This is a genomic window from Hydrogenophaga sp. NH-16 (assembly GCF_004006415.1).
In the GTDB taxonomy this organism is placed as follows: domain Bacteria; phylum Pseudomonadota; class Gammaproteobacteria; order Burkholderiales; family Burkholderiaceae_C; genus Hydrogenophaga; species Hydrogenophaga pseudoflava.
The window spans coordinates 510,368-524,515 of the sequence record NZ_CP029344.1 but is presented as its reverse complement, the minus strand read 5'-3'; the positions used below and the strand labels follow the sequence as shown (position 1 = coordinate 524,515).

At 68.3% G+C, this 14,148-nt stretch carries 13 protein-coding genes; 5 read left to right on the top strand and 8 right to left on the bottom strand.

Annotated elements, in window-relative coordinates; genetic code table 11:
* Positions 1–98: 98 nt before the first annotated feature.
* From DD542_RS02540 to DD542_RS02525, 4 genes are all read right to left on the bottom strand, one after another.
* Positions 99–650 carry a DUF1415 domain-containing protein gene (locus tag DD542_RS02540; RefSeq protein ID WP_206610754.1) on the bottom strand — a complete coding sequence of 184 codons (552 nt, stop codon included), beginning with the start codon at positions 648–650 and terminating at the stop codon, positions 99–101.
* An 8-nt stretch (positions 651–658) separates the two neighbouring features.
* Positions 659–2,320: an energy-dependent translational throttle protein EttA gene (gene ettA / locus DD542_RS02535; protein WP_127803558.1), complete on the bottom strand. Its 1,662-nt coding sequence runs from the start codon at positions 2,318–2,320 to the stop codon at positions 659–661.
* Between the two features lie 75 nt (positions 2,321–2,395).
* Positions 2,396–2,953: a hypothetical protein gene (locus DD542_RS02530; protein ID WP_066150486.1), complete on the bottom strand. Its 558-nt coding sequence runs from the start codon at positions 2,951–2,953 to the stop codon at positions 2,396–2,398.
* A 27-nt stretch (positions 2,954–2,980) separates the two neighbouring features.
* A complete protein-coding gene (locus DD542_RS02525) occupies positions 2,981–5,143 on the bottom strand; it encodes a DUF1631 family protein (protein ID WP_127803556.1) in 2,163 nt (720 codons plus the stop codon).
* A 305-nt stretch (positions 5,144–5,448) separates the two neighbouring features.
* Here DD542_RS02525 and DD542_RS02520 point away from each other — a divergent pair, with 305 nt between their 5' ends.
* From DD542_RS02520 to DD542_RS02505, 4 genes are all read left to right on the top strand, one after another.
* The gene (locus DD542_RS02520; protein ID WP_127803554.1) at positions 5,449–7,224 is read left to right on the top strand and encodes a DEAD/DEAH box helicase; all 1,776 of its coding nucleotides are present in this window, start codon (positions 5,449–5,451) and stop codon (positions 7,222–7,224) included.
* Positions 7,225–7,311: 87 nt separating this feature from the next.
* Positions 7,312–7,974, top strand: coding sequence for a response regulator transcription factor (locus DD542_RS02515; protein ID WP_127803551.1), 663 nt, complete (start codon positions 7,312–7,314; stop codon positions 7,972–7,974).
* On the top strand, positions 7,971–9,320 hold the full coding sequence (locus DD542_RS02510) for an ATP-binding protein (protein WP_127803549.1): 1,350 nt from the start codon (positions 7,971–7,973) through the stop codon (positions 9,318–9,320). Before DD542_RS02515 ends, DD542_RS02510 begins: the two co-directional genes overlap by 4 nt.
* A gap of 45 nt (positions 9,321–9,365) precedes the next feature.
* Positions 9,366–10,403, top strand: coding sequence for an endonuclease/exonuclease/phosphatase family protein (locus tag DD542_RS02505; RefSeq protein ID WP_127803547.1), 1,038 nt, complete (start codon positions 9,366–9,368; stop codon positions 10,401–10,403).
* Here the strand turns inward: DD542_RS02505 and DD542_RS02500 are convergent.
* From DD542_RS02500 to DD542_RS02485, 4 genes are all read right to left on the bottom strand, one after another.
* Positions 10,400–11,494 carry a sialidase family protein gene (locus tag DD542_RS02500; RefSeq protein ID WP_127803545.1) on the bottom strand — a complete coding sequence of 365 codons (1,095 nt, stop codon included), beginning with the start codon at positions 11,492–11,494 and terminating at the stop codon, positions 10,400–10,402. The two genes, DD542_RS02505 and DD542_RS02500, sit on opposite strands and share 4 nt — an antisense overlap.
* Before the next feature lie 31 nt (positions 11,495–11,525).
* Positions 11,526–11,795, bottom strand: coding sequence for a MoaD/ThiS family protein (locus DD542_RS02495; protein WP_066150466.1), 270 nt, complete (start codon positions 11,793–11,795; stop codon positions 11,526–11,528).
* Between the two features lie 72 nt (positions 11,796–11,867).
* Positions 11,868–12,251 carry a hypothetical protein gene (locus DD542_RS02490; RefSeq protein WP_066150464.1) on the bottom strand — a complete coding sequence of 128 codons (384 nt, stop codon included), beginning with the start codon at positions 12,249–12,251 and terminating at the stop codon, positions 11,868–11,870.
* A gap of 59 nt (positions 12,252–12,310) precedes the next feature.
* Positions 12,311–12,928, bottom strand: coding sequence for a DUF4148 domain-containing protein (locus DD542_RS02485; RefSeq protein WP_127803543.1), 618 nt, complete (start codon positions 12,926–12,928; stop codon positions 12,311–12,313).
* Positions 12,929–13,154: 226 nt separating this feature from the next.
* Here DD542_RS02485 and DD542_RS02480 point away from each other — a divergent pair, with 226 nt between their 5' ends.
* Positions 13,155–14,087 carry a LysR family transcriptional regulator gene (locus tag DD542_RS02480; protein WP_079365003.1) on the top strand — a complete coding sequence of 311 codons (933 nt, stop codon included), beginning with the start codon at positions 13,155–13,157 and terminating at the stop codon, positions 14,085–14,087.
* The last annotated feature ends 61 nt before the right edge of the window (positions 14,088–14,148 follow it).

The following is a 14,148-nucleotide window of genomic DNA, read 5'->3' as shown; positions in this document are numbered from 1 at the left end:
GGGGAGCACAGATCGTTCGGTCGGAACCTCTTGACCGAGGATTGTGTGCACCCCCTCCGGGCGACAAAGCCCGGATCAGCCCTGGAATTTCGCGCAGTTCAGGGCTTAGACAACAGGGCTTTCCAGCCCTCGGCGCCCAGCGTGCGCAGCGTGGCGATGTTGCGTTCCACGATCTTCTCGGCGTCCCCGCCCTCGCTGGCCACCGCGCGTTCCACACTGTCCTCACGCAGCAGGTGCAGCGTGGGGTACGGCGCGCGGTTGGTGAAGTGGCTGGGATCGTCCGCCGCCTCGCCCTCGAAGAGGAACTGGGGGTGGAAGTTGGCCACCTGGACCACACCTTCGAGCTCGTGCTCGGCCACCACGTCGTCCACCACGTTCATGAAGTCGTTGAAGACCTCGAAATCGGGGAACAGCGTGGGGTGCACCAGCAGCGTGGTGTCGATCTCGTCGGCCGGCGTGTTCACCAGCAGGTCCAGCTCGCGGTCGAGTTCGTCCAGGAAGGCGTCCAGGTGCCGTGCCCGGCTGACCACGATGCGCACCTGGTTCTTCACGTACACCGAACGCGCAAACGGGCACAGATTCAGCCCGATCACCGCCTTCTCGATCCAGCGGCGGGTGTCGGCCAGAACCTGTTCGTCGGTCAGTTCCATGGCGGGCGTCAAATGGATTTGAAACGGGTGCGTTTCGGCCGCGCGCCCTCTTCGCCCAGGCGTTTCTTCTTGTCGGCCTCGTACTCGGTGAAGTTGCCGTCGAAGAAATACCACTGCGAATTGCCTTCGCAGGCCAGGATGTGGGTGCAGATGCGGTCGAGGAACCAGCGGTCGTGCGAGATCACCATGGCCGATCCGGCGAATTCCAGCAGTGCCTCTTCCAGAGCGCGCAGGGTTTCGACGTCCAGGTCGTTCGAGGGTTCGTCGAGCATAAGCACGTTGCCGCCCTGGGCCAGGGTCTTGGCCAGGTGCAGGCGGCCGCGCTCACCACCGGAGAGGTTGCCCACCAGCTTCTGCTGGTCGTTGCCCTTGAAGTTGAAGCGGCCGATGTAGGCGCGCGAGGGCATGACGAACTTGCCCACGGTGATGTTGTCCAGCCCGCAGGACACGTCTTCCCACACGGTCTTGCTGCCGTCCAGGCTCTCGCGGCTCTGGTCCACGAAGGCCAGCTTGGCGGTCTGGCCGATGGTCACCGTGCCCGAATCGGGTTGCTCCACGCCCTGGATCATGCGGAACAGCGTCGACTTGCCGGCACCGTTGGGACCGATGATGCCGACGATGGCGCCCGGGGGCACCGAGAAGCTCAGGTTGTCGATCAGCAGGCGGTCGCCGAAGGACTTGCTGACGTTCTTGAACTCGATCACCTGGTTGCCCAGGCGCTCGGCCACCGGGATGAAGATCTCGTTGGTCTCGTTGCGCTTCTGGTATTCGACGTCGCTCAGCTCCTCGAAGCGGGCCAGACGCGCCTTGCTCTTGGCCTGGCGGCCCTTGGCGTTGGAGCGCACCCACTTCAGTTCTTCCTTCATCGCCTTGGTGCGGGCGTCTTCGGACTTCTGTTCGGTCTCCAGGCGGCGTTCCTTCTGGTCCAGCCAGTCGGTGTAGTTGCCCTTGTAAGGAATGCCGTGGCCACGGTCGAGTTCGAGAATCCACTCGGCGGCGTTGTCCAGGAAGTAGCGGTCGTGGGTGATGGCCACCACGGTGCCGGGGAAGCGCTGCAGGAAGTGCTCCAGCCACTCCACCGACTCGGCGTCCAGGTGGTTGGTCGGTTCGTCGAGCAGCAGCATGTCGGGTTTGGACAGCAGCAGACGGCACAGGGCCACGCGGCGCTTCTCGCCACCGGAGAGGTTCTTGATGGTGGCGTCCCAGGGCGGCAGGTTCAGCGCGTCGGCGGCCAGCTCCAGTTGCAGGTCGGAGTTTTCGGAACCGCTGGCGGCGATGATGGCTTCGAGCTCGGCCTGCTCGGCGGCCAGGGCGTCGAAGTCGGCGTCGGGTTCGGCGTAGGCGGCGTACACCTCTTCCAGGCGGGCCTTGGCCTTGAGCGCACCGCCAATGCCCTCTTCCACGGCCTGGCGCACGGTCTGGTCGGGGTTGAGCTGCGGCTCCTGCGGCAGGTAGCCGATCTGGATGCCCGGCATGGCGATGGCTTCGCCCTCGATCTCCTTGTCGATGCCGGCCATGATCTTGAGCAGGGTCGACTTGCCCGAGCCGTTCAGACCGAGCACGCCGATCTTGGCGCCGGGGAAGAAGCTGATGGAAACGTCCTTCAAGATCTGCCGCTTGGGCGGCACGGTCTTGGTGACACGGTTCATGGAAAAGACGTACTGGGCCATGGCTGATGAGCTCGCTGGTGAAGGCGCGTTGTTCCGGCGAAAGGCACCGGATGGGGCAAAGGGGAAAACCGGGGATTATCGCCCGGAGGCCGGTTTGTCGAGGTCGGGCGGCAGCGGGCGGTCCAGCAAGTCCCGCACCGCTGCGGGTGTCATGGGCTCCTGCAGCCACTCCGGCAGCGGCTCGGGCAGGTTCCAGTGGGTCTGCGGGAGCACCAGCGCGAGCCCCCGGTACCACAGGTGCATGCCCTTGCGGCTGAGCCGCAGCACCAGCGGGCCGGCGCCGGTTTCGAAGTTCAGGGTGACGCCCTGCGGCGCGGCCTGGGTCGTGATCCGGGTGCACAGGCGCCGCTGCGGGTCGCTTTCCTGGCCGGGCTGTTCGCGGCCGGCCCGGATCTGCGCCGGTCGCTGGCCCGGTGCGGCCTCGTGCAGCGACAGCTGGTGCTCGATCGACGCCCGCGCCCGGGGTGCGGCGCCGCCCTGCTGCCCGGGGGTGGACTCCTCGAACACCTTCAGCATAGGCCCCAGGATGCTGCGCACCATGCGCCGGGTCAGCCAGAGCGTGACGTCCTGGTCGTGCACCCGCATCCAGATGCGGTCCTGAGCCGGGTCGTAGCCGAAGGTGGTCGTGGTCAAGAGAACAACCTGCGCGGGTTCGCCGTGTCAGAGACCGGTGTCCGGATCGGCCTCCTGCGCGTTGCGCAGGGCCTGCTGGGCCACCGCGTCCAGCGCCCCCTCGACCACCCCGCCGCGGGAGATGATGCGCAGGGCGTCCTTGCCCAGCAGCTTCTCAAGCGTGCGCCGGGTCATGGAATGGGCCAGGCCATTGGCGGAGATGAACATGAACAGGCCGCCCCGCGGACTGGTCCAGGTCAGCTGGGCCCGCAGCCACTCGCCCTGCACCTTGAGGTCGACCCAGGCGCCCGGCGCCAGGTCCATTTCGACGACGTTCAGGCCTTCGAGGGGCATGGGGCCGGTCTCGGCCTCCACAAAACCGGCGTCTTCGGCCTCCTTGCCCGCGATCCAGAACGAGTCGTCGATGGGCAGCTCCTCGACCGACATGCCCAGGGTGAACGGATCATCAAGTGTGTCGGTCGCTGGCTCGGCCCCGGACGCATCGGTCAGGGTGGGCACGTCGAAGGCCTTCTCGTGCACCGTCACCAGCGCGTCGAAGAACTGGCCGGTGAGTTCGGCCGGGTAGGCAATGCGCTGCAGGCCCTGGCGCATCTGGCCCAGCAGGCGGGGCACCAGCCGCGCCAGTCGGTCGGTGTCGCGCCGGATCAGGGCCGGCTGCACGCTCCAGATCAGGTCGTCGGCGACCACGTCCAGCGAATCGTCCTCGTTGCCCGGCAGGCTGCCTTCGAGCTGCGCTTCGGCCAGCACCTGGGCCCAGGGACCGGTGAGAAAGCGCTGCACGAACTCCGGCACGTCCTTGTCCTGCATGCGCTGCTGGAAATCGGCGGCCAGCCGCTCGGCCAGCACCTGCCGCTGCTCGGCGTGCAGCAGCGCACGCGCCGCCTCGGCCCGCCGCTGGTTCTTGCGGGCGTCGTCCTCTTCCCAGCGGCGCCGCAGGCGTTTGAGCAGACGGGCAAACACCTCTTCGCTGGCGTCGACGCGCTGCAGCGAACGCACCGCGCCGGTCACCGAGCGCAGCAGGTCGCTGAAACCGTCTTCGCTCTGGCTCTGGTAGCCAAGGCTGCGCTGGGTGATGCTTTCCAGCAGCTGGCGCGCGGGGTGCTGCCGGTCGCTGAAGAAACGGGGGTCGGCCTGCGAGAGCCGGGTCAGCGAGGGTTCGAGCAGTCCGATCTGCTGGCGGATGGCCGGCAGCAGGCGCTCGTCCTGCGTCAGGTTGTCCAGCATGAGGCGGACCACCTCCTGGCCCAGCAGCCGGCCCAGCTGATGGCCCGAGACCACCGGCAGTTCGGCCACCGGGCCCTGACCAGCGGCCCGTTCCGGCCGCTGGCGCAGGCGCTGCATCAGGGGCTCGATGAGCCCCAGGTCCTCCAGCGCCGACATGGAGGCCGGCACCGTGTGCAGAAAGATCGGCCCGCCTTCCTGCTCGCCATTGAGATCCCCCGCCAGCAACTGGCGCAGCCGGCTCAGCGTCAGCAGGGTGCGGCCCACCGCGTTGCGCGGTGCCTTGTCGGCCTGCAGCGACTGCGTGGTGTTCTCGAGTGGCTCGACGCCGTGCGCCATCAGCCACTGGATCAGTTCGCGGTACACCTGCCGCAGGCTCTCGCCCATGATGCCGGCCACCGGCACGAACAGCGCGGTGCGCTGGTGCGGATCGGACACGTGCTGGACCATCACCGCGCGCAGCGCCCGGGCGTAGGCCGAGGGTCGCAGCGGGTTCAGGTCGGGCTGCACCGTGAGCCAGCCCATGAGGTTGCTCACCAGGGCGTTCAGGCGCGGCAGCAGTTCCTGCGTGGACTTGGTCAGCGCCTGCTCGGCGATGGCGAACTCGATGCTGGCGTCCAGCTGCCGGTCGTCCAGCAGCCGCAGGTCGTCAAAACGCACCGTGGCGTGCAGCTCGGGGTCCTGGACCTCGCCGTGGTAGAAGACTTGGCGCAGCTGCTGCGCCCAGGTGCGCTTGATGGCATCGGCTTCGTGGATCCAGCGGTCGATCTGCCCCACGTCCACATGCTCCAGCTCTATCGGCAGGTTGCCCAGGCGGTCCGGGTCGGCCACCGCCTCCAGCTGCGCCAGCAGCTCGTCGATCATGGAGTCGGCGATCGACAGCGCGGCCTCCAGGCAGTGCTGGAGTGTCGGGCGCAGCTTTCCCGCGTCATTGGCCACACCGGACCGGATCAACTTGTGCGAATCCATGGCTTCTCGTGGAGGGTGGGATCGTCCCAGCCGGGGCCGGCGTGAGGGCGGACCAACATTATGGAGACAGGCATTGACAGGCGGCTCCCGCAATTCTCCAGACGGTCGCTGGGCAAGACGTGCGACAATATGCCCCGTTGCGTCGCATCAGTGGCCCGCAACACCGGCAACCCCGCCGGAGGGTCGGCCCCCAGTTCCTGGTCCTGCCACCCGCTTTGTAGACCCCGTCTGCCTTCAACTGAACAGTTGCTTCGGCAACCGCACAGGCAGATGCCCCCAGCGCCCTGGACGGGTGCCTCTCATTGATGAAATTCGAAGATCTGAACCTGGCTCCGGCCATCGTGCAAGCTGTGCGCGAGCACGGTTACGAGACCCCCACCCCCATCCAGGTTGAGGCCATTCCGGCCGTCCTGGCCGGTCGCGACCTGCTCGGTGGCGCCCAGACCGGCACCGGCAAGACCGCTGCCTTCACCCTGCCGATGCTGCAGCGCCTCTCGCAGAGCGAGCGGGGCCAGAACCGCTTTGGCGGCAACGCCATCCGCGCCCTGGTGCTCACCCCCACCCGCGAACTCGCGGCCCAGGTGGAAGAATCCGTGCGCGTCTACGGCAAGCACCTCTCGCTGACCTCCACCGTCGTTTTCGGCGGCGTCGGCATGAACCCGCAGATCAACGCCATGAAAAAGGGCGTGGACATCCTGGTCGCCACCCCCGGTCGCCTGCTGGACCTGCAGCAGCAGGGCTTCCTGGACCTCTCGCAGGTGCAGATCCTGGTGCTCGACGAAGCCGACCGCATGCTGGACATGGGCTTCATCCACGATGTCAAGAAGGTGCTGGCCCTGCTGCCCCAGAGCAAGCAGAGCCTGCTGTTCTCGGCCACCTTCAGCGACGAGATCCGCGACCTGGCCAACAACCTGCTCAAGGACCCGCAGAGCATCCAGGTGACCCCGCGCAACACCACGGTGCAGCGCATCACCCAGGTGATACACCCCGTGGGCCGCGGCAAGAAGAAGGCCCTGCTGGTGCACATCATCAACCAGCACAACTGGAGCCAGGTGCTGGTCTTCACCCGCACCAAGTTCGGCGCCAACAACGTGGCCGACTACCTGACCAAGAACGGCATCAAGGCCATGGCGCTGCACGGCAACAAGAGCCAGGGCGCCCGCACCCAGGCACTGGCCGACTTCAAGAGCGGCGAGATCCGCGCCCTGGTGGCCACCGACATCGCGGCCCGCGGCATCGACATCGACGAGCTACCGCACGTCGTCAACTACGAGATCCCCAACGTCTGCGAAGACTACGTGCACCGCATCGGCCGCACCGGCCGTGCCGGCCGCGAAGGCCAGGCGGTCAACCTCGTGAGCCTGGACGAAGAAGGCTTCATGATGGACATCGAGCGCTTCACCAAGCAGCAGATTCCGGTGGAGATCTTCCAGGAGTTCATGCCCGAGCCGGGTGAGAAGGCCGAACCCATCGCCATGGGCCGCCAGACCATCTGGGGCGGCGCGGGCAAGCCGCCCAGCCGCGACGTGATGGCCGCCGCCGCCAAGGCCGCACGCCAGGAAATGATGACCCGCATCCGCGAGAAGAAGGCCGAGGGCGGCAACAGCGGACGCAGCAACAACAACGGCGGTGGCCAGCCGCGCCAGCGCGCCGAATCCGGTGAGGGCCAGCCCCCCGCCGAGGGCCAGGGCGAAGGCCGGCGCCGCAACCGCAACCGCCGTGGCGGTGGGGGCGGCAACGGACAACCGCGCCAGGCCAACGCAAACGGCAACCCCAATCACAACGGTCAGCCGCGCCAGCACCAGGAGCGCCCGCCGCGCGCACCGCGCGAGGACCGCTACGAAGGCGAAGACCGTCCCGAACGCCAGCCCGGCCCCAATGCCCACCTGGGCAGCCTGCGCATCCGCGAACCGCGCGCCCGCACCGCCTCGCCGGGCGGCCAGCCCGATCCGCTGCGCACCAGCATCGATTCGATGCGCACCGGCAACCGCAACAAGAACAAAGGCGGTGGTGGACAGCGTGGTGGCAACGGCGGCGGTGGCGCCGATCCCCTGCGCACCAGCTACGGCCGCATCCGCTGAGTTCGGTTTTCGGCCCGATCGGCAGCAAGGCGGGCACATGCCCGCCTTTTTTTCGTCGGTACCATTGCGCAATCAGAGGTCCACACCATGAAACTGCTGCTTGCCGAAGACGATGTGATGCTGGGTGCCAGCATGGAAAAAGGACTGGATCTGGCCGGGTTCCAGGTGGACTGGGCCAAGACCGGTGACCAGGTCATCGACGCCTTGGGCCGCCGCAGCTACGACGTGGTGCTGCTGGACATCGGCCTGCCCCAGCCCGATGGGCTGCAGATCCTGCGCTGGATGCGCAACGAGGGCCAGACGACCCCGGTGATGCTGGTGACCGCCCGCGATGCCGTGCCCGACCGCGTGGCCGGGCTCAACCAGGGCGCCGACGACTACCTGACCAAACCCTTCGACCTGGACGAACTGTGCGCGCGCATCCATGCGCTGGCGCGCCGCCAGGGCGGGCGCGCCAGCGCCCACATCCAGCTGGGGCGCCTGGAGGTGCGGCCGGCCGAGCGCGAGGCCCTGCTGGGGGGCAAGCAGCTGGCGCTGTCGCAACGCGAGTTCGACCTGCTGACCACCTTCGCCCGGCAGCCTGGGGTGGTGCTCTCGGTCGAGCAGCTGGAGAAGCAGCTGTATGGCTGGAGCGAAGACATTTCCAGCAACGCCGTGGAGGTGCACCTGCACCACCTGCGCCGCAAGCTCGGTGAGCCCTGGATCGTCAATGTGCGCGGGGTGGGCTACAAGCTGGTGCAGCGGCCTTGAAACTGCGCTCGATCCGCTCCCAGTTGCTGATCTGGCTGATCTCCTCGGTGCTGATCACCACCCTGGTGGTCGGTTTCCTGACCGCGCGGCTGACCTGGAGCGGCTTCAACAATGTACGCGACATGGGTCTGGAGCAGATCGCCCAGACGGTGGTGCGCCACGACGAGGCCGCGCCCGCTCAACCCCCGGCGCCGCTGCCCTCGACCGCACTGGCCGATGACGACCTCGACCAGTTCGTCAGCCAGATCTGGGACCACTCGGGCCAGCTGGTCTATTCCTCGCTGGCCGATGTCGGCCCGCCCCTGCAGCGTCCGGGACACAACATCGTCACCTGGGAGGGCGAAAGCTGGCGTGTGTACACACAGGCGCACGACCGGCGCATCGTTCAGGTGGCGGTCACCACCAAGATCCGGCGCCAGCACTTCTACTCACTCACCCCATGGCTGCTGATTCCGCTGGTGCTGCTGGTGCTGGTGCTGGCGGTGCTCACCAGCACGGGCGTCGACCGCGTGCTGCTGCCGCTGGAACAGCTGCGCAGCGACATCGCCCGCAGCGACCCGGAAGGCCTGCAGCCCATCGACACCTCCGGCCTGCCCGCCGAGGTGGCGCCACTGGCCGACACGCTCAACCAGCTGCTGGCCCGCATCGAGCACATGCTCAACCACCAGCGCCGCTTCCTGGCCGACGCCGCGCACGAGCTCAATACACCACTGGCCGTGGTCAAGCTGCAGGCACAGCTGGTCCGGCGCTCCAGGCCGGGCGAATGGGAGGGTGCGCTGGACCAGCTGGATGCGGGCATCGAACGGGCCTCCCGGCTGGCCTTCCAGCTGCTCCAGCTCGCACGCCTGGAGCCCGATGCGCAGACGGCCCAGCAGCAGACCCTGCGGCTGGACGATCTGCTGCGCGAGGCCGTCGCCGGCTTTTCGGCACGCGCCGAACAGCAGGGCTGCGACCTGGGACTGGTGAGCGCCGAGCCGGTGTCCCTGGTCGGCGACCCGCATGCGCTGCGCACCCTGGTCGACAACCTGATCGGCAATGCGCTGACCCACAACCCGGGGCCGGTGCGCATCGACGTGGGCTTGCACGTCGATGGCGGGGCCGCGGTACTGGAGATCAGCGACAACGGCACCGGCATCGCACCGGAGGACCGCGCGCGGGTGCTGGAGCGCTTTGTCAGGCTCTCGCCCGGCGACGGCAAAGGCAGTGGCCTGGGCCTGTCCATCGTCGGCGAGATTGCGGCCCTGCACGGCGGCAGGGTGGAACTGGCCGACACACCCGGCGGGGGGCTGACGGTGCGCGTGCACCTGCCGCTGTTCACTGCCCGCACCGAACCGCTGAGCCCCTGACGCAGACGGAAACCCGCCGCACCACTCTGTATATACAGTGCAGCCATGGCCAACACCTCTCCGCCGCCACCCTCCCGCTGGGCCACGCTGACCGTCGCGAGCGCCAACGTGCTGAACCTGGCGCAGCCGGGTCGCCACTTCTACGACGGACAGGACCCGTACAGCCAGAACGAGTTCGAGCGCAAGGTCGAGTGGCTCGGCGAGCGCTTTCGCGTGCTCAACGCCGACGTGCTGGCGGTGCAGGAGGTCTGGGACGAGGTGGCCCTGCGCGCCGCCATCGCCCGCAGCGGCCTGCAGTACGGCACCGTGGCCGTGCCCGGCGCCGAGAACGGCCCCGGACAACACGGCGCCCAGGGCACGCCGCGCGTGGGCCTGGTGACGCGGCTGAAGGTCGAGTCGCTGCAGTCGATCGCCGACTTTCCCGCCGCCGCCGTGGTGCAGGTGCCCGGCCTGGGGCCGCACACCCGCTTCGAGCGCCCGCCCCTGCTGGCCACACTGCGCATGAAACACGGGCAGGAAATCGGCGTGATCACCGCGCACCTCAAGTCCAAGCGCCCCAAGTTCCTGCAGGACGCCAGCGGCAAGACCCTGGAAGACACCGAAGACCCGACCGTGCAGGCGCTGGGCTCGCTGCGGTCGCTGCTCATGCGCGCAGGCGAGGCGCTGGCGCTGCGGCTGAAGGTGGTGGAGCTGCTGCACCGCACGCGGCTGCCCCTGATCGTGATGGGCGATTTCAACGACGGGCCGCACAGCGTGACCACCCAGCTGATCGCCGCCACCTCGCAGGTGGCCTACGACAAGGGCGCGCGCGACAACGCCCTGTTCAGCGCCTGGGACGTGCAGGGCGAAGCCGCACTGCGGCGCGACGTGGCGTATTCGCACATCCACCAGGGCTACCCCGAGGTGCTGGACCAGGTGCTGGTGAGCGAGGAATTCGTCGCCACCAGCCGCGCGGCCATCGGCGACGTGCGCCGGGTGGAGGTGTTCAACGACCATCTGCACGAAGGCCGCGACCGCAGCCGCAGCGACCACGGCTTCGTGCGCGCGCTGCTGCGACTGAAGCTGCCGGATGTGCCGGTCTAGGCAAATCGAACGGTCGACAGCGGGGGCAGGTCGCGCGAGAGTTCCTGCCAGTGCTCGCCGGCGTCGGCGCTGACCCAGAGCCCGCCCGTGGTCGAGCCCATGGCCAGCACCCGGCCTGTGGCGTCCACGTCCAGCGCGTGCCGGTACACCAGGTGGTAGGCGTGGGTCTGAGGCAAGCCGTCGCCGAAGGCCTGGAAGCTCCGGCCGCCGTCGTCGGTGCGCAGCACCACCATGCGCCCGTCCACCGGGATGCGGCAGACATCGGCCTGCGCCGGCACGAACCAGGCGCGTTGCGGGTTGCCCGGGTCACAGGCCACGGCAAAGCCGAAACCCGACGGCGCCGGCGCGGTGATGGGCTGCCACAGGGCACCGCCGTCGGTGGAGCGGTAGATGCCGCAGTGGTGCTGCACCCACAGCGCGTCGGGCTGGGCGCGGCACTGCACCAGGGCGTGCGGGTCCTGGGTGTTGCCGTCGTCGGCGCTCTCGGCCGGCAGGTAGTCGGCCTTCATGCCTTGGGCCGTGAGGGACCAGCTGGTGCCAGCGTCGCGCGTCTGCCAGACGCCTCCACAGGAGATGCCCAGCGTCACATGGCGGGCATCGCGCGGGTCGACCACGATGGAGTGGATGCCGGCGTGGTCGTAGCCGCCACCGAACCATTCGCGGCGGTCGGGCTCTTCCCACAGCGGCCGGTTCAGCGACCAGCTCGCGCCGCGATCCTCCGAACGGAACAGGCCCGCCGGCAGGCAGCCCGCCCAGAGCACCCCGGGCTCGTCCGCGCCGCCGGCCGCCATCGACCACACCAGGTCCACACTCCACGGCGTGGTGTCGTCGGCCATCGGGCCTTCGGCCGGTTTGGGCGGAAACGCGGGCGCGGCCACCTCGGCCCATGAGCGCCCGCGGTCCGCACTGCGGTGCAGCTTGACGCCGAAGTGGCCCAGGCGCAGCGCGGCGTACCAGTGGCCGTCGCGCGGATCGGCCAGCACGCTGGTGACCGGCTCGCCAGCAAAGTGCAGCGCCGCGATGCGCCAGCCGGTGCCCGCGCCCTCCCACACGAACAGGCCCTTGCGGCTTGCCACCAGCATCGTCGCCATTGCAGTCTCCTCGGGTTGTGTGGGTGGCGGTTCAGCCGCCGCTCAGCGCCTGCACCACCAGCACCCGGTCGCCGGCCAGCAGTGCCCGGTCCAGCCGGACGCGGTCGGCCACCAGTTCGCGGTTGACGAACACGGCCACGTGCTTGCGCACCGCGCGCTGGTCGTCGAACACATAGGCCGCCAGCGCCGGCGCAGCTCGCAATGCCTCCTCCAGCGCATCGCGCAGCAACCCCGGTGGCACCTGCTGGGGTTCGCAGTCCACGTGGCGGCGCAAGGCGGGGGCGAATTCGACGGTGACCATGGTGAAGGTTCCGCACGCAGTGTCGATTCGCTCGCCCGCGCGCGCAAGCCCCGAACCCCTCTGGAGGCAGGGTCAGGCGCGCACGAACAGCGTTACCAGCGGCTGGTCGCCGACCTGGCGGCTCCAGTGGCCGTGCACCGCCGGGTCGAAGGTCGCGCCCTCGGGCAGGGTGTCGGCGGAATAGAAGTGATCGCCCGGGCCGAAGACGCGCGAGCTGCCGTCCTGTAGCCCGATCTCCATCTGCCCCTGCAGCACGAACAGCCACTGGGGGGTACCGGTGCAGTGGAACTGGCTGCGAAAACCGACCGGGCTCTGGCGCAGCTGGTAACCGCCCGAGGGCATCAACGGCGAAAGGCACGCCGCTGGCGTGCCTTCGCTGAGTTCGACCGATTCCTCGCGGAACGCGGCCCGTCCGTCGGTGCCGGTGTAGAGCACCACCTTGGTGAAGGTCGTCATGGTCATCTCCTGAGGAGGAGCGTTGTACCAGACGACCAGACGGCGCCGGCCGGGGGGAATCAGTTTGCCTTCGGGTAACGGCTGGGGTAGAGCTCGTTCAGCTTCTTGCCGCTTTCGCCGTCGGCAATGATGTCGCCGGTGCGCTGGGCTTCGGCCAACTCGGCCTTGACCTGCTCACGCGTCTTGGCCTGGGCCACGTTGTCCTTGGGGTAGCGGTTCGGGTAAACCTCGCGCAGCGTGCGGCCCGACTCGTTGTCGGCGATCACGTTGCCGCTTTCCTGGGCAGCACGCAGCTCGGCGCGCACTTCCTCGCGGGTCAGGCCCTGGGTCTTGGGTGCGGCGGCGTAGGCCGAGGGATTGATCTCGCGGGCGGTGCGGCCAGACTCGTTGTCGGCGATCACGTTGCCATCGCGCTGGGCTGCGGCCAGCTCGGCTTTGACCTCGGCACGGGTCTTGGCATGGGCGGTGGCGGCGGCCGGATAGCGGCCGGGATACATCTCGCGCAGCGTCAGACCGGACTCGTTGTCGCCGATCACGTCACCGGCCTGCTGGGCCTGGATCAGTTCGGCGCGGACCTGCTCACGGGTCAGGGGCGCATCGGCGTCTGCGGCGAAGGCCTGACCGGCCGACAGGGCGGCCACGGCAAGGGCGATGCTGGAGAGGTAAGAGGCTTTCATGGTGCTTCCTTTCAAGAAGTGGTGAAACGGTGAAGTGATGGTGCCGGCCCGGGGGTCGGGTGTCTTTTCGCGGCGGTTTCGCTTCTTTGCGTTGTGTTTCGGAAGAGATTCGTTCGCGATGGGTGAACTTTAAAATTTCATTGCAAGAAGAAAAATCACCGGATCGTCGTCAATCTATTTCCAAATCAGCAACAATCTCTCGATTGAAACCCTCCACCATCGACCCATGGACCGACTGACCTCAATGCGTGTGTTTCTTCGTGTGGCGGACGAAGGCGGTTTTGCCGCCGCTGCGCGGGCGCTGGACATGTCGCCCGCGGTGGTGACGCGGCTGGTGGCCGACCTGGAGGAGCACCTGGGCACCCGGCTGCTGCAACGCACCACACGCCGGCAGTCGCTCACCGATGCCGGCGAGGCCTACCTGGAGCGGGTGCGCCACATCCTGCAGGATCTGGACGACGCGCACTCGCTGGTGAGTTCGCACACACAGGAGCTTTCGGGCACGCTGCGGGTGCTGGCGCCACCGGTGCTGGCCACACACGTGCTCGCGCCCATGGTCGCCAGCTTCCACCAGCGCTATCCGCAGATCCAGCTGGACATCGAGGTGGCCAGCCACCGCGAGCCCCCCATCGAAGCCTTCGACATCACACTGATGGGCACCGACGAGGGTTACGACGCCAACATCATTGCCCGCAAGGTGAACACGACCGAGGCCTTTCTGGTCGCGTCGCCGGCGTACCTGGCGCGCCGGGGCACCCCCGCCACCCCGCAGGATCTGCTGCAGCACGACTGCCTGCGCATCAAGCCGGACATGGGCCCTCGCAGCCGCATGCTGCGCCTGTTCCGCAGCGACTGCGACGACGAGGTGCTGCTGGACGTGCGCCCGGTGCTCTGGGCCAACCACACCGACACGCTGATGCGGGCCGCGCTCGACGGCGCCGGCATCACCGGCACCACGGTCGAGCTGGCTGCGCCCCACCTGGCCAGCGGTGCGCTGGTGCGCGTGCTCGCGCCCTGGATCACCGGCCGGTTCACGCTCTATGCGGCCCTGCCCAGCCGCAAGTTCCTGCCCCAGCGCACCCAGGTGTTTCTGGACCACCTGACCGAACGGACGCGCGAGCGCGTGGCAGAGGCGCTGGCCGGCTGCAGCGTCTGCTGAATCTGGGGGCGGCCCGGCGCTGAAATCTTCCACCAGGGTTCAACCCCTTTTCGCCGTTCCG